General features: G+C 68.4%; 20 protein-coding genes. 7 read left to right on the top strand and 13 right to left on the bottom strand.

What is annotated here, in order from left to right; translation table 11 throughout:
- Positions 1 to 3: 3 nt before the first annotated feature.
- From FZ033_RS20770 to secB, 12 genes are all read right to left on the bottom strand, one after another.
- Complete coding sequence (locus FZ033_RS20770) at positions 4 to 1653, bottom strand: formylmethanofuran dehydrogenase subunit A (RefSeq protein WP_149577967.1); 1650 nt, start codon at positions 1651 to 1653, stop codon at positions 4 to 6.
- Complete coding sequence (locus FZ033_RS20775) at positions 1650 to 2972, bottom strand: molybdopterin-binding domain-containing protein (RefSeq protein WP_149577968.1); 1323 nt, start codon at positions 2970 to 2972, stop codon at positions 1650 to 1652. Before FZ033_RS20775 ends, FZ033_RS20770 begins: the two co-directional genes overlap by 4 nt.
- Before the next feature lie 328 nt (positions 2973 to 3300).
- A complete protein-coding gene (locus tag FZ033_RS20780) occupies positions 3301 to 3654 on the bottom strand; it encodes a hypothetical protein (RefSeq protein ID WP_149577969.1) in 354 nt (117 codons plus the stop codon).
- A complete protein-coding gene (locus FZ033_RS20785) occupies positions 3635 to 4351 on the bottom strand; it encodes a hypothetical protein (RefSeq protein ID WP_149577970.1) in 717 nt (238 codons plus the stop codon). The genes FZ033_RS20780 and FZ033_RS20785 overlap by 20 nt, the downstream gene beginning before the upstream one ends.
- On the bottom strand, positions 4348 to 5502 hold the full coding sequence (gene pqqE / locus FZ033_RS20790) for a pyrroloquinoline quinone biosynthesis protein PqqE (RefSeq protein ID WP_149578069.1): 1155 nt from the start codon (positions 5500 to 5502) through the stop codon (positions 4348 to 4350). Before pqqE ends, FZ033_RS20785 begins: the two co-directional genes overlap by 4 nt.
- A 17-nt stretch (positions 5503 to 5519) precedes the next feature.
- A complete protein-coding gene (pqqD, locus tag FZ033_RS20795) occupies positions 5520 to 5795 on the bottom strand; it encodes a pyrroloquinoline quinone biosynthesis peptide chaperone PqqD (protein ID WP_138400714.1) in 276 nt (91 codons plus the stop codon).
- 3 nt (positions 5796 to 5798) lie between these two features.
- Complete coding sequence (gene pqqC / locus FZ033_RS20800) at positions 5799 to 6599, bottom strand: pyrroloquinoline-quinone synthase PqqC (protein WP_188079606.1); 801 nt, start codon at positions 6597 to 6599, stop codon at positions 5799 to 5801.
- Positions 6596 to 7495, bottom strand: a complete 900-nt coding sequence (gene pqqB / locus FZ033_RS20805; RefSeq protein WP_149577971.1) for a pyrroloquinoline quinone biosynthesis protein PqqB — start codon at positions 7493 to 7495, stop codon at positions 6596 to 6598. Before pqqB ends, pqqC begins: the two co-directional genes overlap by 4 nt.
- 52 nt (positions 7496 to 7547) lie before the next feature.
- Positions 7548 to 7625: a pyrroloquinoline quinone precursor peptide PqqA gene (gene pqqA, locus FZ033_RS24685; RefSeq protein ID WP_081437156.1), complete on the bottom strand. Its 78-nt coding sequence runs from the start codon at positions 7623 to 7625 to the stop codon at positions 7548 to 7550.
- A gap of 144 nt (positions 7626 to 7769) precedes the next feature.
- Positions 7770 to 8468: a response regulator transcription factor gene (locus FZ033_RS20815; protein WP_149577972.1), complete on the bottom strand. Its 699-nt coding sequence runs from the start codon at positions 8466 to 8468 to the stop codon at positions 7770 to 7772.
- Between the two features lie 26 nt (positions 8469 to 8494).
- Positions 8495 to 10108 carry a sensor histidine kinase gene (locus tag FZ033_RS20820; RefSeq protein ID WP_149577973.1) on the bottom strand — a complete coding sequence of 538 codons (1614 nt, stop codon included), beginning with the start codon at positions 10106 to 10108 and terminating at the stop codon, positions 8495 to 8497.
- A gap of 248 nt (positions 10109 to 10356) precedes the next feature.
- Positions 10357 to 10827 carry a protein-export chaperone SecB gene (secB, locus tag FZ033_RS20825; protein ID WP_149577974.1) on the bottom strand — a complete coding sequence of 157 codons (471 nt, stop codon included), beginning with the start codon at positions 10825 to 10827 and terminating at the stop codon, positions 10357 to 10359.
- A gap of 181 nt (positions 10828 to 11008) precedes the next feature.
- Here secB and FZ033_RS20830 point away from each other — a divergent pair, with 181 nt between their 5' ends.
- Both FZ033_RS20830 and FZ033_RS20835 read left to right on the top strand, forming a co-directional pair.
- Positions 11009 to 11443, top strand: coding sequence for a lipocalin-like domain-containing protein (locus tag FZ033_RS20830; protein ID WP_149577975.1), 435 nt, complete (start codon positions 11009 to 11011; stop codon positions 11441 to 11443).
- A 54-nt stretch (positions 11444 to 11497) separates the two neighbouring features.
- Entirely contained in the window at positions 11498 to 11695 is a 198-nt protein-coding gene (locus FZ033_RS20835) for a DUF1674 domain-containing protein (protein ID WP_149577976.1), read from the top strand.
- Positions 11696 to 11734: 39 nt separating this feature from the next.
- Here FZ033_RS20835 and FZ033_RS20840 read toward each other — a convergent pair whose 3' ends face one another.
- Positions 11735 to 12541, bottom strand: coding sequence for an undecaprenyl-diphosphate phosphatase (locus FZ033_RS20840; protein ID WP_149577977.1), 807 nt, complete (start codon positions 12539 to 12541; stop codon positions 11735 to 11737).
- 377 nt (positions 12542 to 12918) lie between these two features.
- On the opposite strand from FZ033_RS20840, the gene FZ033_RS20845 reads away from it, so the two are divergent.
- The 5 genes from FZ033_RS20845 to ybeY all read left to right on the top strand — a co-directional run bounded on the left by FZ033_RS20845 (position 12919) and on the right by ybeY (position 18002).
- Positions 12919 to 13608 carry a glutathione S-transferase family protein gene (locus FZ033_RS20845; RefSeq protein WP_149577978.1) on the top strand — a complete coding sequence of 230 codons (690 nt, stop codon included), beginning with the start codon at positions 12919 to 12921 and terminating at the stop codon, positions 13606 to 13608.
- On the top strand, positions 13605 to 14762 hold the full coding sequence (queG, locus tag FZ033_RS20850) for a tRNA epoxyqueuosine(34) reductase QueG (RefSeq protein WP_149578071.1): 1158 nt from the start codon (positions 13605 to 13607) through the stop codon (positions 14760 to 14762). The genes FZ033_RS20845 and queG overlap by 4 nt, the downstream gene beginning before the upstream one ends.
- A 150-nt stretch (positions 14763 to 14912) precedes the next feature.
- A complete protein-coding gene (miaB, locus tag FZ033_RS20855) occupies positions 14913 to 16325 on the top strand; it encodes a tRNA (N6-isopentenyl adenosine(37)-C2)-methylthiotransferase MiaB (RefSeq protein WP_149577979.1) in 1413 nt (470 codons plus the stop codon).
- A 101-nt stretch (positions 16326 to 16426) separates the two neighbouring features.
- Entirely contained in the window at positions 16427 to 17467 is a 1041-nt protein-coding gene (locus FZ033_RS20860) for a PhoH family protein (RefSeq protein WP_232847599.1), read from the top strand.
- A gap of 4 nt (positions 17468 to 17471) precedes the next feature.
- Positions 17472 to 18002, top strand: coding sequence for an rRNA maturation RNase YbeY (gene ybeY / locus FZ033_RS20865; RefSeq protein WP_149577981.1), 531 nt, complete (start codon positions 17472 to 17474; stop codon positions 18000 to 18002).
- Positions 18003 to 18019: the final 17 nt, after the last annotated feature.

Consider the following 18019-nt stretch of genomic DNA (forward strand, 5'->3'; position numbering starts at 1 on the left):
CGGTCACGGCATCAGCTCCACGATTTCGGGACCCTGGCCGTCGCGGATCTCGCCGTCGGCGATCTTGTAGTGGCTCGCCTTCAGGCCCACCGCCTCGTCGAACCAGCGCTCCAGCCGCTTGTCCATGAGCGGGTCGGAGGGCGGGTGCACCGCATAGGTACGTCCCTGCGTGAGGGCCACCACCTCGCCGTTCACCACCACCACCTCGCCGTCCTTCATGACCAGGCGCGGGGCTGCAAACATGGCCTCGCGGTCGGCCTGCTCCTCATAGAGCACCACGTCCGCCCGGGCGCCGCGGCCGAGATGGCCGCGATCCCGAAGGCCGAGGGTGCGGGCCGGCGCGGCGCGGGTCACCACCGCGATCTCCTCCAGCGTGTATTCGCGGGAAATCTCGGCGAGCCTGGTATGGGCGCGCGCCGCCTTGTGGATGCGCGAGAGATGGTCGTCGCGGAACGGCTTGTCCATCAGCAGGCGGATGAGGTGCGGGTAGGAGGTGAACGGACCGCCGTTGGGATGATCGGTGGTCAGGTACACCCGCCACGGGTCCTCGATGAGCAGGAACAGTTCCAGCCCGATGGCCCATTGCAGCGCGTTCACGAAGGAGGTGTCGCGGTAATTGAACGGCACCACCCCGCAGGCCGCGTCCATCTCGATGTCCATGCCGATCCACTTCTTGGGATCGGCGATGTTGTGGTTGCGATACTGGGACATGAGGTCGGCCGAGGCGGTCACCGTCTGGCCGAACATGATCTGGCCCACGTCCACCGAGATGTGCGGATTGGCGTTCACCGCCTCCGCGATCTCGGCCGAGCCGGAGGAGAAGTGCCGGTCGCCCTCGGTGCCGTAGGAGTGGAACTGGATGTGGGTGAGATGGAGGGGGAAGCCCTCGGTCGCGCCGATGGTGGCGAGCGTCGTCTTGACGTTGCCGGGCACCCCCAGGTTGCAGCCGTGGAGGTGGATGGGGTGCGGCACCCCCAGTTCCGATACGGCGCGCTGAAGTGTGTTCAGAACTCGCCGCGGGGTGAGGCCGTAAAACGGCCCCGTCTCGTCAAGATCGAGGGCGCGCCCGTTGAACTTGAAGGCGTTGATACCGCCGGGGTTCACGATCTTGATGGCGCAGCACTGGGTGGCCTTGAGCATCCAGGCCACATAGTCGTTGATGGCCTGCTGGCCCTCGCCCTGGGCGATGAGGCGCAACAGGAAATCATCGTTCCCCAACACCAGGAAGCCGCCGGTGTCGATGTTGGGGATGTCCGCCATCTCCAGGTGCGCGTGGCGGGCATTGGCCCCCACCACCGCCGGCTCGAACACGGCGGTGTAGCCCATTTGCGAGTAGCGGCAACCGGTTGCATGGGTGGTGGGCGCCGCCCGCCCGCCGCCACAGCCGCAGAAATCGCCGAACGGCTCGGGGAACAGCGCCCGGTCCTCGTTCATCAGCAGGCGGCCGAGACTGACCTTGCCGCCGGCGATATGGCTGTGCAGGTCGATGCCGCCCGCGAGCACGATTGTGCCTGAGGCATCAACCACTTGCTCGCCATTGACCGGCGGCGCGTCGGCGATGACGCGGCCGTCTTCCAGGAGGATATCGCGGACCTGGTCGATGATAGTGTTGGCGGGGTCGAACACGCGCCCACCGGTGATGCGCGTCCTCATGCACCCCTCCCGAACGACACAAGAATAGCCGCCGCCGCCTCGGCGACGCTGGGCAGTTCGGCAGGCCTAAGGGCCTGAAGCGGCAGGCAAACCACCGAGTCCATGCGGAAGACATGGCCGCCATAGTCCACCCCCGGCGTCCCCACCGGAATGAACACCTCCGGCTCCCGCGCGAACACCGTGTCGGGATGGGCGATGGCGATCACCGGACCCCGGTCGAAGTCGGGCGGCGCATCGGGACGGAAGGCGCTGGTGTGGAGCAGCAGGTCGGCATCGTAAAGCGCTGCCGCCGTTGAATAAAGCTCGGGCACATGGCGCGACGTGCCCGCCCCCACCGCCGTGCGCAGGGGATAGCCGAAGCGCCACAGGGCGAGCTGGTGCGCCCCGGTCACATTGTCCCGACCGCCCAAGGGAAACACCGCCGCGCGGGTGGTGACGGAGAGGATATCCACCGCCTCCGACGCCGCGCCGGCAACCACCGGCGCATCCTCTGCCGGCAGGCTGGCGGCGTTCCAGGTGAAGACGGCATAGCGCGCCGCCTTGAGCTGTTCCGCCAGCGCCGCGAGGGCCGCCACCGTCGTCTCCGGCAGGCCGCTGAGCCCGTCCACCACACGCCCGGCGACCAGTGCCGTCAGCACGGATGCGGCAGTGGCAACATCCTGTTCAGCAACGGCAATTTCCGTCACCTCATGGGCGGCGAGCACCCGGCGCGATGCCTCCGACAGCGGCCCGCCGACGACGGCGATCTGCCGCCGGCCGGGCGCGGTGACGAAGAGCGGGGCGGCATCCCCGTCCGCCCCCTCCCCGCGCACCGGAACGGCGCGGGAGAAGAAGCGGCTGAAGGCGGAGGCAGGGTCTTCGCCGAACACCACCATCACGTCGCAGCGGTTGCGCACCTCGGCGAGGGTGGCGGCGATCCAGCCCTTGCGGGCGAGGCGCTCCAGATTGGCGAACAGGCCGCCGGACGCCGCATGGTCGAGGCTGGCGCCCGAGGCCATGGCGAGGTCGAACAGGCGGCGCAGGCCTTCCAAGTCCGCGCCCAGGCCGCTGAAGGCGGCGGAACGGGCGACTTTGAGATGCCCCGCGGCGGCGGCGGCGGCTTCCTCGAAGCTCGCCGGAACGCCATTGACGCGCGGCGACGGCGGCGGCGCGTCGCTGCGGGCGAGAAGGCGCGCGGCCTCGGGGCATGCGGTGCGCGGCGTGATGGCGCGGCCGGCGACCGTCACCTCCAGGTCATCGCAGCCGAGGCCGCAGAAACCGCAGACGATGTCTCGGACGGTGCGAGGGGCACCGCCGGTGATCGACTCTCCCGATGTCATGGCGTCACCCGAAGGCGATGGTGGCGGGGCGCGCTGCGCCAGGCCCACGCAGGAGCGTGTAGCTGGCGCCGGAACCGGCCCGCGGAGGTGAAAATGGGACGAAATGGACAGACGCAGAGCGTTGGGATGCCATGGCATTGCCTTGGGGGTTGATGGTCCCGATCAAGACGCCGCGGCGGTTGCCCGCTTGTCGTTGCAGTGCGCTTCGGAAAACTCCGTGCGCCATGCGTCTGTTCTTGGGGAGGAAGCTAACATAGCCGCACGGGGCAGAAAACCCGTCATCTATGCGGCAGATGCGAGCAGGTGTTGTGCAGCGCGGTATCGGATTCTACTTGAAGCAGCGGACCTCGGCTTCCGCCTGGGCCCGGCGCAATTCGGCAATGTTGTCCTCGTATTGGGGCGTATTGCGGAAAATGCTCGCCGCTTGCCCCACCCCCTGCCGCATGGACAGGATGGTCTCCGCCGCCACGTAGCGGTCATAGGGCAGGATGGAGGCCAGCGTATCCACCGAGCAGGAACAGCGGGTCATGGCCTCGCGCGACTGCCCGTTCGCCGCCATGCAGGCGATGACGTAGTCAACGCGCGCGGAGGTGGGATAGTCGTTATCGACGGCGGTGGCGGCAAGCGCCGCGCCGGCTGACGCAAGCAGCAGCCCCGCCGCCTCAAGAACCTTTCGGATCATAGGCGATCGTCTCCTCCCAGAGCCGGCCGCCGGGGGCTTCGGCCGCGATCTCGATGCGCGCGATTTCCCCCGGCAGGTCCGGTGCCACGCCGAATGTGTAGGTCAGGCTGTCCAGCCCCCGCATGCGGGTGGCATTGGCGTCGCCCTCGAAGGGCTTCACCGTGATGCGCCAGCCCTTGAGGGTGCGGCCATCCACCGTGATGTCGGCAACCTCCACCCGCGCCCGGTCGCGCAGGGCGGAGCGGATGGCGTTCTTGAGATAGCGCGGATTGCCCTTGAGCCGCCCGGACAGATCCACCAGGTGATTCTCCAGGAACAGCATCAGCACCGGATTGGTGGTGACGCCCTCGAACGGGCCGGCGGCATGGTGGCGCTCGGGCGAAAAGAAATCGACCCGCACGTCGCGGGCATCCCCGCCCGGCCCCTGATCGATCATCAGGCGGATGCGGTCGTCGAAGGAGGGGCCGAGCTCCGCGTCGGTCACCTTGCGCGTGTAGGCATAGGCGAGCGTGTCGCCGGGCTTGGTGCCGGCGAGCTGATGGCGCTCGAACAGGATGTCGGCCGCTTCCGGCGGCGCGATTTCGGTGGCGGCCTGCGCCTCGGCGGCGCGCGCGGGCAGCGGCTCCACCAGGAAGCCGGCGGCGAACAGCGCGGCGGTGAGCACGAGACAAAGGCCGATGATCCTGCGGGCGCTCACGGTTTTGCTCCTTCCCGCCGGCCCGCCGGCATTCCGCCGATGGTGCGGTAGATGAAATCGGGCGCGGTGCCCGCCGCCTCGGCGGTGGCCAGTGCCTCCACCTTGGCATGGAACGGGGATTTCGAGCAGGCCGGATCGGTCAGGCTGGCATCTCCCGCCAGCGCCATGGCCTGGCAGCGGCAGCCGCCGAAATCCATCTCCCGCCGGTCGCAGCTGCGGCACGGCTCGCGCATCCAGTCGGTGCCGCGATAGGCGTTGAAGGCCGGCGAGGCGCGCCAGATATCGCCCAGCGCGTGATCGCGCACCGACCAGAACTCAAGGCCCGGAATGCTCTCAGCCGCATGACAGGGCAGCACCCGGCCGGTGGGCGTGACATTCAGCGTGCGCCGGCCCCAGCCGCCGGAACAGGGCTTGGGATAGCGGGCGTAATAGTCCGGGATCACCATGTCGATGACCAGCACGCCTTCGAGCCGCTTGCGCGCCTCTTCCACGATGGCGACCGAGCGGTCCACGTCGGGGCGCGCCGGCATCAGCGCCGCGCGGTTGGCATAGGCCCAGCCGTAATATTGGGTGTGCGCCACCTCCAGCCGCCGCGCCTTCAGCGCGATGGCCAGTTCGATCATGTCCTCCACCTCGTGGATGTTGGCGCGATGGAACACCGCGTTCACGGTGAGCGGCAGGCCGAGGTCAGTCACCTGCGCGGCGAAGGCGAGCTTGGCGGCATGGCCGCCCGCATAGCCGCCGACGCGATCGGTGGTTTCAGCCTTGGCGCCCTGGAAGGAGAGCTGCACATGGTCCAGCCCCGCCTCGGACAGGGCAGGCAGCATGGCCCCGGCCCGGCCGACGCCGGAGGTGATGAGATTGGTGTAGAGCCCCTCGGCCGCGCAATGGGCGGTCAGTTCCACGAGGTCCGCCCGCGCCGTGGGCTCGCCGCCGGAGAGGTGGACGTGCAGCACACCAAGGGCCGCCGCCTCGCTCAGCACACGCTTCCAGGTGGCGGTGTCCAGCTCCGCCTCGCGGCGCTCCAGCTCCAGCGGATTGGAGCAATAGGGGCAGCGCAGGGGGCAGCGATGGGTCAGCTCGGCGAGGATGCCGATGGGATGGCCGACAGGATGCACCGCCGCCGGGCGGGGCGCCGTCTCCAGATTCAGTTCGGCCGTGGCATTGGTCATCGCTCGATCACCCGCCGCGCAATGAGATCGCCGATCATGTCGCGCACGTCGTCGGCGATCACCTCGCGCTTTTCGTCGAAGCGCAGCGCCAGCTCATCCACGATCTGGCCGCAGGTGCGCTGGCCGTCCACCAGCTCCAACACCGCGGCGGCGGTCTCGTCGATGTCGAAGGCCCGCTCCGGGGCGAGCAGCACGTGGCGCTCGCGGACCTGATCATACTTCAGTTTCACCCCGCGCGGCAGGCGCGGCACGTCGGTCTCTTCCGCCCGCATGGCTCAGCCGGCCTCGACCAGAGCGATGCCCGGCCGCCACGCACCGGGCGCCGGCCAGCCGGGCTCCACATAGGCGAAGTAAAGCGCATCGAGCTGCGCCCAGAGAACTTCGGTCTTGAAAGTCAAGGCGCGGATGACGGCGCGCTGCTCGGCAACCGTGCGCGCGTTCTTCTTCACATAGTCGAGGGCGAAGTCGGCATCCTTCGGCGCCTGGTCGAGGCGGCGGCGGAAATAGGCGACGACGCGCTCGTTGATGAAATCGTAATTGGCCAGCATGCCCGAGATGCGCTCGGCATGGATGCCCGGCGCGAACAGCTCGGTGAGGGAAGAGGCCACCGCCTCCAGCAGCGAATGGTCGGCGACGAAGCGCACATAGGCTTCCACCGCGAATTTGGTGGCCGGCAGCGCGCCCTCCTTGGACACCACATAATCGCGGTCGAGGCCGAGGCCGTCAGTGAGCACCAGCCAGCGCTCGATGCCGCCGGTGTCGCCCTCGAATCCGTCATGGTCAGTGATGCGGTGGAGCCATTCGCGGCGCAGCTCACGATCGTCGCAGCGGCTCATGAGCGCCGCATCCTTGCGGGGAATGGCGGACTGGTAGCAGTAGCGGTTAAGCGCCCAGGCGCGCACCTGGTCCCGGCTCAGCTTGCCGGAATGCAGCAGCTTATGGAACGGGTGGAGATTGTGGTAGCGCGTGGCTCCCACCTCACGCAGCGCCGCTTCCAGCCCTTCGGGCGACAAAGGCTCGGACGGCGCGGGCAAGGGCGGGAACACCGGCGGCTCGGCAAGGGCGAGGAAGGTCATAACGAGAACTCCATTCCGTCGCGGGCCACCGTCCAGCCGGCCTGCTCCACGGCGTGGCGCTCCTGCGAGCCATCCACCAGCGCCGGGTTGGTATTGTTGATGTGGATGAACACGCGCCGCGCCACCGGCACGTCCTTGAGCAGCGCCACGGTGCCGTCGTCGCCGGACATGGAGAGGTGCCCCATGCGCGCACCGGTCTTGGTGCCGACGCCGGCCTCGATCATCTCGTCGTCGCGATAGAGCGTGCCGTCGAAGAACAGGAGATCGGCCCCGACGATCCGCTCGCGCACCGCCGGCGTCACCGCCGCGCAGCCGGGAATGTAGACGAGGCGCTTGTCCGCGCAGGTGATAGTGACGCCCACGGTGGAGCCGGTCTCCTCGCCGATGACGAGGCTGGCGTCCTCGCGCCAGAGCGGCACCTTTCCGGGCACGGTGAAGAATTCCATCGTAAGCCCCGGCGCCGGTGAGAACGCCTCGCCGAACACGGCGGCGGTGCGGCTGACGAAGGCCCGCGCCACCACGTTGAACACCTGGTTCTCTTTCAGCAGCCCGAGGGTCTCCGCCGTGCCAAAGAGGGCAAACGGCTGGGATTCGCGGAGCGAGAGCAGGCCAGCAATGTGGTCCACGTCCCCGTTGGTGAGGACAACCGCGCGAATGGGGCTGTCGCGCTCGCCCGTTCGCGGCTTGAGCGCGGGCGTGGCCGAAATCTGCGCCCGAAGGTCGGGCGAGGCATTGAGCAGGACCCAATCTGAGCCGTCTGCGGAGACGGCAATGCTCGACTGGGTGCGCGGCGTGACGCGAGGGTCTCCCGACCAGGCCATGCGGCACACCGGACAGCGGCAATTCCATTGGGGAACGCCGCCGCCGGCCGCCGAACCGAGAACGATCACCTGCATGATGCGTCGAACGCTCCTGCCTTATCGCTCCCGGCCACCGACCTCATTCGGATCAGAAATCGGCCGGCAGATAAGCGGTGACTTCCATGCCAACGCAGACTTCGCAGACCTGAGGCTTGTTCCAACGCATGTTGCTTCCTCCGGTTATGTGCTCCAGATCTTTCTAAGAAGATCATAAGAACACTCTGCAATGATGAAGTTCATCGCATTGAGATCAAATATTGGCGTTAGATTTGGTTCCCGCAAGCAAAATGTGATGCTGCGCCGCAACAGATCATTGGGCGGCGGCGGGCGCCGAGAGGTCCAGCATGAAGCCGCGGCCGCGCACCGTGGACACCTGCGGGCCGCCGGCTCGGCTCACCGGCGCCAGCTTGGTGCGCAGGTAGCCCACATAGACATCCACCACGTTGAGCGAGGCGCCGCCCTGGTTGGCCCAGAGCCGGTCGAAGATTTCGCCGCGTGGCACCGGCCGGTTGGGGGTCGCCATCAACAGGGCCAGCAGCTCCGCCTCCCGCTCCGTCAGGCGTGCATGGATCTCGCCGAACAGCACGGTGCGGGTGGACTGGTCGAGCACCAGGCGCCCTGCGACAATCCGGCCCGCGTGGTTGTCGCCGAGGCGGTGCAGCAGGTGGGCACGCAGCCGCGCCACCAGCTCGGCGAACTCGAACGGCTTCACGATGTAGTCGTCGGCGCCGGCGCCAAGGCCCTCGGCCCGGTCGCGCACCTCGTCCTTGGCGGACAGGAACAGGATGGGGCCGGAGTGCCCGGTCTCGCGCAGCGCCCGGCACACCTCGATCCCCGAGCCGTCGGGCAGCATGATGTCGAGCACCACGGCGCAGGGATTGTACTGGCGCGCCGCCTCCAGCGCCTCGTCGGCGCGGCCTACCACGGTCACGTCGAAGCCTTCGGCCGAGAGCCCGCGGCTCAGCATCGCGCCGATGTCGCTGTCATCCTCGACCACCAGAATGTTCATGTGTCCTCCTCGCCGGGCGGGTTCGCTCAGGCGCCGCGTGTCTCCACAGCCTCTTGAAGGGCCTGCGACCGGGGCAGCGCGATGACCACGCGGGTACCGCCCCCTTCTCCCTCTTCCAGTGTGATCCGTCCACCGTGCCGCGTCACCACCCATTCCGCCAGCGCGAGGCCGAGGCCGAATCCTGTCCCCTCGCCCAACCGCTCACCCCGCTCGAAGCGCTTGAACAGCCCGGCCCGCGCCTCCGGCGGGATGCCGCGGCCGTCGTCGCTCACCGTGATCTCATCCGCCACCACCCCGCCGGCTCCGGCCACGGTGGCGACCGCGAGCGTGATGCGCGTCACCTTGCCGCCATGGCGCAGGGCATTGTCGATGAGGCCTTCCACCACCTGCCGCAGCCATTCGCGGTCGGCATGGACGAGAGGGCCGGGCGCCTCTCCCTCCAGCGTGAGACTCACCCCCTGCCGGCGCGCCACGGTCTCGAAGCCGGCGACGGCGTCGGCCAGAAGCGGCACCAGCGGCACGTCCTGGAACACCAGCTCGATCTCCCCGCTTTCCGAGCGGGCGACGCGCAGCAGGTCCTCGATCCGCCGGTGCAGGCGCCCGGCCCGCTTGCGGATGGTGGCGAGCACCGTGCGGCTGAGATCCTCGGGAATGGCGGGGGCACGCTGGGTCACGTCGCATTCGCCGATGATGACGGTGAGCGGCGTGCGCAACTCATGGCTCACATCGGTGAAGAAGCGCCGGCGGGAGGCGTCGATGGCGGCGAGCCGGGCATTGGCCGCCGTGAGGTCGGCAGTACGCTCGGAAATGGTCTTCTCCAGCAGGGCGCGGTCCTCGACCACCTGCCGCTCACGGCGGCCGAGGCGCGCGGCCATGCGGTTGAAGCGCGCCGTCAGCACGCCCAGCTCGTCGCGCGGGCCGATGGTGAGGCGGGTATCGAGGTCGCCCCGACCGATGGCGGCGGCGGCCCGGTCCATCTCCCGGAGCCGGGTCAGCAGCGGCCGGGCCAGCGCGCGATAGAGGATCACCGCCGCGGCGAGCACGAGGGCGGCGAGCGCCACCGCGCCCAACCGGAGGCGGAAGGAGAGGCCCAGCGCCTCCTCCCGCGCGCTCGTCACGGCGCGGCGCTCGCTCTCGACCAGCAGCGAGAGGGTGGGACCGGCGGAGGCGGCAAAGCCGTTGAGCGCGCCGCGCACCCGATCGCCGCGGCTGCGGGCATCCACATCGGCCACGGCTCCGGAGATCTGGCGGTCGAGCACGGTGAAATCGGCCCGCAGGTGGGCGAGCATGCGCTCGCGCGGGCGCACCCCGGTCTCAAGCGCGGGACTGGTCTCCGCCGCGCGCACGGTCGCGGCTTCCAGCACGGCGGCCACGCGGGCGCCGGCATCCTCCATGCGGCCCAGATCCGCACGTCCCATCTCCGCGCCGGGGCTTTCGGCGACGGCCACGGCGGCAAGGCCGAAATCGGAAAGGCGGGCGGAGATTTCGGTGAGCAGGTCCAGTCGCTGCTGGGCCGAGACTGTCGCCTCCAGGGCGCGATCCGCCGCCCCGGCCGCAAGGAGAACCCCCACGGCGGCCAGGATGGCAAAGGAAGCCGCTGCCCCGCTCAAGGCGGCGAGCTTGAAGCGGATGGATCGCATTGCCCGCGCCGGTCTTCCTCCCGGGGACACCCGGTCGTTCTGATTATCCGTCTTTATACCATCGGCCTCGGTCTTCGACCGATGCCAAGTGGGTCCGCTCAAACGCCGCGCGGGCTCGGCCGATGGCCCGTAAGCAAAGCTCACGAGCCATCGGCAATAGATACACGAAAACAGCGGACACCAAAGGAAACGCCGCCGAACGCACAAAGCATCCGGCGGCGTTCTGTCGGTCAGGTTTGCGTCAGCGCTCAGGCCTGGAGGCGCCCGCCTTCCTGCTGGATGCGCTGCTGGAACAGCGCGGCGAAATCCACCGGATCGATCATCAGGGGCGGGAAGCCGCCGTTGCGCACCGCGTCGGCGATGATCTGACGGGCGAAGGGGAAGAGCAGGCGCGGGCACTCGATGAGCGCCACCGGCTGCAGGCTCTCTTCCGGCACGTTCAGGATGCGGAACACGCCAGCATAGACCAGCTCGAAGGCGAACAGGGTGTTGCCCTCGATGCTGGCGCCGCCTTCGATCTTCAGCTCCACCTCGAACTCGCCATTACCGCCGGGGCGGGCGTTGACGTGGATCTGGATGTTGACGTCGGGCTGGCTGGGCGGAGCGGCGAGGGAGCGCGGCGCGTTGGGATTCTCGAAGGAGAAATCCTTGATGTACTGCGCGAGCACGTTCAGCGACGGCGCCGCATTCTGGGTGGGGCCGCCATTCTGCGTGGCCATGCGCATCTCCGTTTGGTATCGATGGTGTCCAGACGCGCCCCGATCCGAGGCGCGGCGTCCGCTACCACGCTTGGAGCCAAGCGGCAAGGTTGCGTGCCCCTGCCGGCGTATCGCGAAGTGCAACAGGGTGCCGTTTGGCCAGACCTTGCGGTTCGGCGCGATGCACCAAGGGAGCAGATCCATGCCCGACGCATCGGCTCTTCTTGGCACCTGGCGGATGGTGTCGTGGACACGCACGGTCGTCGCGACCGGGGTCACGACCGACGCCATGGGCGCCAATCCCAATGGATATATTGCCTATCATGCGGACGGCCGGATGATGGCTCTCGTGGTCAGCAGCCAGCGGAAGAAGCTCGGCGCCCCGACTCCGACCGACCCGGAGAAGGTGGCGCTGTTCGATTCCATGCTTGCTTATGCGGCGACCTATGAGATCAAGGGCAACGTGGTCATCCACCACGTGGATGCGACCTGGAACCCGGCCTGGGGTCCCGATCTGGTCCGGCCCTTCACGCTCGACGGGGACACGCTGGTGATCAGCGGCGCCCCCGGCCGGGATCCGGTTTCCGGCGAGGACGTGGTTTACCGGATGGAGTTTCGCAGGGTGGCGCAGCCCTAGAGCACGCGGGAAAAGAGCACGTGCGTCGCGCGCCCATGACGTAAGGAGCACATCATGTCCGATGAAACCCCCGCGCCGCAGCGCAAGCCCCTGAGCGAGGCCGCGCAGCGCGCGCTCGCCGAGGCTCAGGCCCGCCGCGCCGCCATTGATGCGGCCACCAAAGAGCGGCCGAAGGAGATCAACGGCCGCGACGGCCTCGAGCCGGTGCGCTACGGCGACTGGGAAGTGGGAGGCATCGCCTCCGACTTCTGAGCGGCGATGCCTCTTCCGTTACGGGAGTGGGCGGAGCCCTCAGCCCACCAGCGCGAGGCCGATGAGCCCGGCGACGCCGACGACGATGCGCCACCAGCCGAACGGCGCGTAGCCGTGCTTGGCGACGAAATCGAGCAGGGTCCGCACCACCAGCACCGCCGCGCAGAACGCCGCGATGAAACCGATGACGATGAGCAGGCCATCGTCCATGGAGAGGTTGTTGCGGTTCTTGAAGAGGTCGTAGGCGAACGCCCCGGCCATGGTGGGCAAGGCGAGGAAGAACGAGAATTCCGCCGCCGCCCTCTTGTCGACGCCCATCAGCATGGCGCCGACGATGGTGGAGCCCGAGCGCGACATGCCGGGGATCATGGCCAGGCACTGGAAGAAGCCGATCTTCAGCGCCAGCAGCAGCGGCAGACCCATGGCGTTGTTGTAGCGCGGCTCCGGCACCACCTTGTCGATGAACAGAAGCACGATGCCGCCGAGAATCAGCGTCACGCAGATCAGGGCCGGCGTCTCGAACAGCACGCTCTTGATGAAGCCGTGGGCCAGCGCCCCGATGACCGCCGCCGGCAGGAAGGCGACGAGGATGCCAATCACGAAGCGCCGCGCGCCCGGATTGGTGGGCAGCTGCTGCGCCACCTTGAGGAAGCGCTGGAAATAGACGGTGAGGATGGCGAGCACCGCGCCGAGCTGGATCAGCACCTCGAAGGTGTGGCCGGCGCTCTCGAACCTCAGGAAATGCCCCAGGAGCAGGATGTGGGCGGTGGAGGAGACGGGAATGAACTCCGTCAGCCCCTCCACAAGGCCGAGAACGAGGGCTTCGAGCATGGCGCCGAGGGTCATGAGTGAGGTCATCCGGAAGGCGGGTAGGGATGGCGCATCCTGTTCCGTCCCCTTCGCAGGTGCAATCGCGCGTCCGTGACCGGAGGCGTCGCGCACCCTGCCGCCGCGTCATTTCCTCACGGCATGTGGCCCGCCCGCCACAGGCCAGATTGCCGCAACGGCAAGTTCTAAGCCTTGAGCTGCCAAGAGAATCCGCTCACGGCGGCGTTCTCATCTTGTCGTTCTGTTAACCCTGTTTCGCCGGGCCGCCCGGCCGCCCCATGCCCAGCGCAAAATGCTGCACTGCGGTGGAACCAATCGGAAAGAATCGCGCTCTAAAACTGATGGGAGCCGGTGACTGGCCTTCTCCCCACCTGACCCCCGGCGAAAATTGCATCATGTATCTGCATCACCATCCCTTTTGCCCGCATTCACGGTTTGTCCGCCTCCTGCTCTCCGAATACGGGCTCGAACCGGAGCTCGTCGAGGAACGGGTGTGGGAGCGCAGGCCCGGCTTCCTGGCCCTCAACCCGTCCGGCGAGACGCCGGTGATCGTAGAGGAGATGGCGGCTTCGGTGCCCGGCGCCAGCATCATCGCCGAATGGCTCGACGAGACGCGCGGCCTTGCCCTCGGCGACCACCGCCTGCTGCCGGATTCCCCGGCGGCGCGGGTGGAGGTGCGCCGGCTCACCCAATGGTTCAACGAGAAGATGTATGTGGAGGCCACCGAGCCCCTGGTGCGCGAGCGCATCCACAAGCGCTACATGACGCGCGAGCAAGGCGGCGGCTCGCCGGATGCGACCTCGCTTCGCATGGGCCGCAGCAATCTGCGCTATCATCTGAAATATATCGGCTGGCTGGCCAAGGCGCGCAAATGGCTCGCCGGGGAGAAGCTGAGCCAGGCCGACCTTGCCGCCGCAGCCCATCTCTCGGTGGCCGACTATCTGGGCGACGTGCCGTGGGACGAGGACGATCACGCGAGGGACTGGTACGCGCGGATCAAGTCGCGCCCGACCTTCCGTGCCCTGCTGACCGAGAGCATTCCGGGGATGCCGCCCTCCAAGACCTACGCGGACCTCGATTTCTGAACGAAGCGGCCGGCGGCGCCCTCGAGGAGATCATCGCCGGCATCGCCCGTTCGGAAGGCTTCGATACCGTCGGCATCGCCCGCGCGGAGGCGATCCCTCAGGCCGGCGTCCGGCTGAAAGAGTGGGTCGCCGGCGGCGCCCATGGCGATATGGGCTGGATGGCCGAGACCCTGGAGCGCCGGGCCGATCCCGCTGTGCTGTGGCCGCAGATGCGCTCCGTCATCATGCTGGGGCTCAATTACGGCCCAGCGGACGACCCGCGCGCGGTGCTGGCGCAGCGGTCGGCGGGCGCTATCTCCGTCTATGCGCGGGCGGAGGATTACCACGACATCATCAAGCCCAAGCTGAAGCGCGTCGCCCGCGCCCTGCTCGTCGAGGCGCAGCGGCGCGGGCTTGAGGGCGACGTTAAAGTGTTTGTGGATACCGCCCCGCTCATGGAGAAGCCATTGGCTGCGGCGGCAGGGCTCGGCTGGCAGGGCCGGCACACCAACCTGGTCTCGCGGGATTTCGGCTCCTGGATGTTCCTCGGTGCCATCGCCACCACGCTGGAGCTGAAGCCGTCCGCGCCCGAAAAGGACCATTGCGGCTCCTGCCGCGCCTGCCTTGAGGCCTGCCCCACGGCGGCCTTTCCCGCTCCCTACGTCATCGATGCGCGGCGCTGCGTCTCCTATCTCACCATCGAGCACAAGGGTCCGATCCCGCGCGACCTGCGCCCGCTCATGGGCAACCGCATCTATGGCTGCGACGATTGCCTCGCCGCCTGCCCATGGAACAAGTTCGCCGAACTCGGGCGCGAAATGAGGCTTGCGGCGCGGGCGGAGAATGACGCCCCGCCCTTGGCCGAGCTCGTTGGGCTGGACGATGCCGCCTTCCGCGCCCGCTTCCCGAAAAGCCCCATCAAGCGGGTGGGACGCGACCGCTTCGTGCGCAACGTGCTGGTGGCCATCGGCAATTCGGCCGACCCGAGCCTGCTGCCCCAGGTGGAGGCACGGCTTGGCGATGCGTCGGCGCTGGTACGCGGGGCGGCGGTGTGGGCGCTGGGGCGGTTGGCTGATCCTGATACCGTCATCGCCCACGCACGTGAGGCCCTGCCGCAGGAAGTGGACGCGACGGTGCGGGCGGAATGGGATGCCGCGTCGGCCCAACCGCTCTAAGTTCCGTCGCAGTTGGTGCCGGCGCTGTTTCCAACCGGCGCGTTTGCCGGTAGGATTGCCACCTCACGAACCATGAAGGGGGCGACAAGAGCTGGCGTCACGATCGCGTCGCGCCCACGCGCGATGATCGACGGCGACAGAACAGGCAACATGCACGAGCCCCGCAAGCTTTATGTGAAGTCATTCGGCTGCCAGATGAACGTCTACGATTCCCATCGTATGGCGGACACGCTGGCACGCGAGGGCTTCGTGGAGACGCAGGACCCGGCCGAGGCCGATCTTGTCATCCTGAACACCTGCCATATCCGCGAGAAGGCCGCCGAGAAGGTCTATTCGGAGCTGGGACGCCTGCGCAAACAGAAGCAGGAGGCTGGCTCCGACACCATGATCGCGGTGGCGGGCTGCGTCGCCCAGGCCGAAGGCGCCGAGATCATGCGCCGCGCGCCGGTGGTGGACCTCGTGGTCGGCCCCCAGAGCTACCACCGCCTGCCCGAGCTTCTGGCTGAAGCCAAGGCCGGCAAGCGGGTGGTGGACACCGAATTCCCGGCCGAAGACAAGTTCGACCACCTGCCAGCCCCGACACGGGCGGCGACCCGCTCCCGCGGGCCGGCGGCCTTCGTCACCGTGCAGGAAGGCTGCGACAAGTTCTGCACCTTCTGCGTGGTGCCCTATACCCGCGGCGCGGAGGTGTCCCGCCCGGTCGCGAAGATCATGGATGAGGCGGCGCGACTGGTGGACCAGGGGGTCCGCGAGATCAGCCTCATCGGCCAGAACGTCAACGCCTTCCATGGCATCGGGCCGGACGGCACCAGCTGGAGCCTCGCCCGGCTCATGGAGCGCATGGCCGGCATCGAAGGCCTCGCGCGGCTGCGCTACACCACCTCCCACCCCCGCGACATGGACGACGACCTCATCGCCGCCCACCGCGACCTGCCCCAGCTGATGCCCTACCTGCACCTGCCGGTGCAGTCGGGCTCCGACCGCATCCTCGCTGCCATGAACCGCAAGCATGGCCGGGACGACTTCTTCGCCATCATCGAGAAGATGCGGAAGGCGCGCCCGGACATGGCCCTGTCGTCTGATTTCATCGTGGGCTTCCCCGGCGAGAGCGAGCAGGATTTCGAGGACACCCTCGACCTGGTGCGCCGGGTGGGCTTCGCCAGCGCCTATTCCTTCAAGTACAGCCCTCGCCCCGGAACCCCGGCCGCCGACCATGAGGCGCAGGTGCCGGAGGAGGCGAAGGCCGAGCGCCTTGCCGAGCTTCAGCGGCTGCTGGAAGCCTCCAAGGCCGCCTTTGACGAGAGCTGCCGCGGCCGCACCTTCGACATCCTGCTGGAAAAGCCCGGCCGCCAGACCGGCCAGCTCATCGGCCGCTCGCCCTATCTGCAGAGCGTGGTGGTGAACGATCCGCCCGCCGCCATCGGCGACCTCCTCACCGTGACCATCACCGACGTGGGCCCCAACAGCCTCGCGGGTGTTCCGGCGGAGGCGAACGACACTTCCGTTTCCCAGTCCCCAGCTTCTTCCGCCCGATCCCGGCCGCTTGCGGCCATGGAGGCTTGAGCTTGCGCAGATCCGGCAGCGACCGCGACCGTCCCCTCGATCGTTCTTCGGAACGCCAATCCGAACGCCCTTTGCCGCCCTCCGGCCCCGCCCGCGCGGCGGTGACGGCGCCGTGGGCGAGCCCGGACGACGAAGGCCCCGCCCATGTGGTGCTGGCCTTCGACGACAACCGGCTCGCCACCCTCCTGTTCGGCCATTACGGGCGCAACCTCGCCGTGATCGAGCGCAAGCTCGGGGTGAAGGCCGATTCGCGCGGCAACCACGTGACGCTGGAAGGCGCGCGCGATGCCTGCGAGCAAGCTAGAGCCGTGCTGGAGCACCTCTACGAGGCCTTGCGCAAGGGCCGCGACATCAGCCAGGGCGACGTGGACGGGGCCATCCGCGAGGTGACCTCGCAGGGCTCCCTGTTCGATTTCGATCCGGCCGAGAACCGACAGTCGTTCGATGAGATCCAGCTGCGCCGCCGCCCGGTGCGGGCGCGCACCGCCGCCCAGGACGCCTATATAAGGGCGCTGAAGCGCCACACCCTCGTGTTCGGCTCGGGTCCCGCCGGCACCGGCAAGACGTGGCTCGCGGTGGCCTATGCGGTGCACCTGCTGGAACGGCGCATGGTGGACCGCATCATCCTGTCGCGGCCAGCGGTGGAGGCGGGCGAGCGGCTCGGCTTCCTGCCCGGCGACATGAAGGACAAGGTGGACCCCTACCTGCGCCCCATCTACGACGCGCTCTATGACCTCATGGACCGCCCCTTCGTGGAGCGGGCGCTGCAATCGGGCGAGATCGAGATCGCCCCGCTGGCCTTCATGCGCGGACGCACCCTCTCCAACGCTGCGGTCATCCTGGACGAGGCGCAGAACGCCACCTCCATGCAGATGAAGATGTTCCTCACCCGCCTGGGCGAGAACTCGCACATGATCGTCACCGGCGACGCCAGCCAGACCGACCTGCCCCAGGGCCAGATCTCCGGCCTTGCCGAAGCGGTGCGGCTGCTGGAGGGCATCGAGGGGGTGGGCGTGTGCGTCTTCAAGGCCGAGGACGTGGTGCGCCACGAGATGGTCGGGCGCATCGTCTCGGCCTACGAGAAGCTTGACGCGGCCAAGCTCGAGGCCGCTTCCGCCCGCCTCGGCAAGGCCGGAGCCTGATCCCATGGCCGCCCTGAAGCTTGTCGCCACGAGCGTCCCCCCCGAGGAGGACCCCGTCGCCATCGACGTGCTGGTGGAGGCGGAGGGCTGGTCTGCCGTCCCCGACGCCGAAGCCATCTGCGTGCGGGCCGCGCAGGCAGCGCTCGCGGCCTGCGGCGACGAGGTGCCGGAGCCCTGCGAGGTCGCCATCACCCTCACCGACGACGCGCGCATCCGCGTGCTGAACCGGGAGTGGCGCGGCAAGGACAAGGCCACCAACGTGCTGTCCTTCCCCCAGCCGGACCTGCCCGACGACGTGGACGCGCCCCAGCCGCTGGGCGACATCATCGTCGCGCTGGAAACCCTCACCGGCGAAGCCCAGGCAGAAGACAAGACGGCGGGGCACCACCTCGCCCATCTGGTGGTGCACGGCACGCTGCATCTTCTGGGCTACGACCACATAGACGAAACCGAAGCAGAGGAAATGGAGGCGCTGGAACGGCGGATCCTCGCGGGGCTCGGGATCGACGATCCCTATGCCCTGCCCCAGGACTGACGTTCCAAGGCGAAAAT

Source organism: Xanthobacter oligotrophicus, from assembly GCF_008364685.1.
Lineage (GTDB): Bacteria > Pseudomonadota > Alphaproteobacteria > Rhizobiales > Xanthobacteraceae > Xanthobacter > Xanthobacter oligotrophicus.

Bases quoted from the DNA above. Each gene is read 5' to 3' on its own strand.
- miaB (WP_149577979.1), top strand. From the start codon at position 14,913: ATGCACGAGCCCCGCAAGCTTTATGTGAAGTCATTCGGCTGCCAGATG.
- FZ033_RS20815 (WP_149577972.1), bottom strand. From the start codon at position 8,468: ATGAACATTCTGGTGGTCGAGGATGACAGCGACATCGGCGCGATGCTG.
- ybeY (WP_149577981.1), top strand. From the start codon at position 17,472: ATGGCCGCCCTGAAGCTTGTCGCCACGAGCGTCCCCCCCGAGGAGGAC.
- pqqC (WP_188079606.1), bottom strand. From the start codon at position 6,599: ATGACCTTCCTCGCCCTTGCCGAGCCGCCGGTGTTCCCGCCCTTGCCC.
- FZ033_RS20840 (WP_149577977.1), bottom strand. From the start codon at position 12,541: ATGACCCTCGGCGCCATGCTCGAAGCCCTCGTTCTCGGCCTTGTGGAG.
- FZ033_RS20770 (WP_149577967.1), bottom strand. From the start codon at position 1,653: ATGAGGACGCGCATCACCGGTGGGCGCGTGTTCGACCCCGCCAACACT.
- pqqB (WP_149577971.1), bottom strand. From the start codon at position 7,495: ATGCAGGTGATCGTTCTCGGTTCGGCGGCCGGCGGCGGCGTTCCCCAA.
- FZ033_RS20845 (WP_149577978.1), top strand. From the start codon at position 12,919: ATGTATCTGCATCACCATCCCTTTTGCCCGCATTCACGGTTTGTCCGC.
- FZ033_RS20775 (WP_149577968.1), bottom strand. From the start codon at position 2,972: ATGACATCGGGAGAGTCGATCACCGGCGGTGCCCCTCGCACCGTCCGA.
- pqqA (WP_081437156.1), bottom strand. From the start codon at position 7,625: ATGCGTTGGAACAAGCCTCAGGTCTGCGAAGTCTGCGTTGGCATGGAA.
- pqqD (WP_138400714.1), bottom strand. From the start codon at position 5,795: ATGCGGGCGGAAGAGACCGACGTGCCGCGCCTGCCGCGCGGGGTGAAA.
- secB (WP_149577974.1), bottom strand. From the start codon at position 10,827: ATGGCCACGCAGAATGGCGGCCCCACCCAGAATGCGGCGCCGTCGCTG.
- FZ033_RS20780 (WP_149577969.1), bottom strand. From the start codon at position 3,654: ATGATCCGAAAGGTTCTTGAGGCGGCGGGGCTGCTGCTTGCGTCAGCC.
- FZ033_RS20830 (WP_149577975.1), top strand. From the start codon at position 11,009: ATGCCCGACGCATCGGCTCTTCTTGGCACCTGGCGGATGGTGTCGTGG.
- FZ033_RS20820 (WP_149577973.1), bottom strand. From the start codon at position 10,108: ATGCGATCCATCCGCTTCAAGCTCGCCGCCTTGAGCGGGGCAGCGGCT.
- FZ033_RS20835 (WP_149577976.1), top strand. From the start codon at position 11,498: ATGTCCGATGAAACCCCCGCGCCGCAGCGCAAGCCCCTGAGCGAGGCC.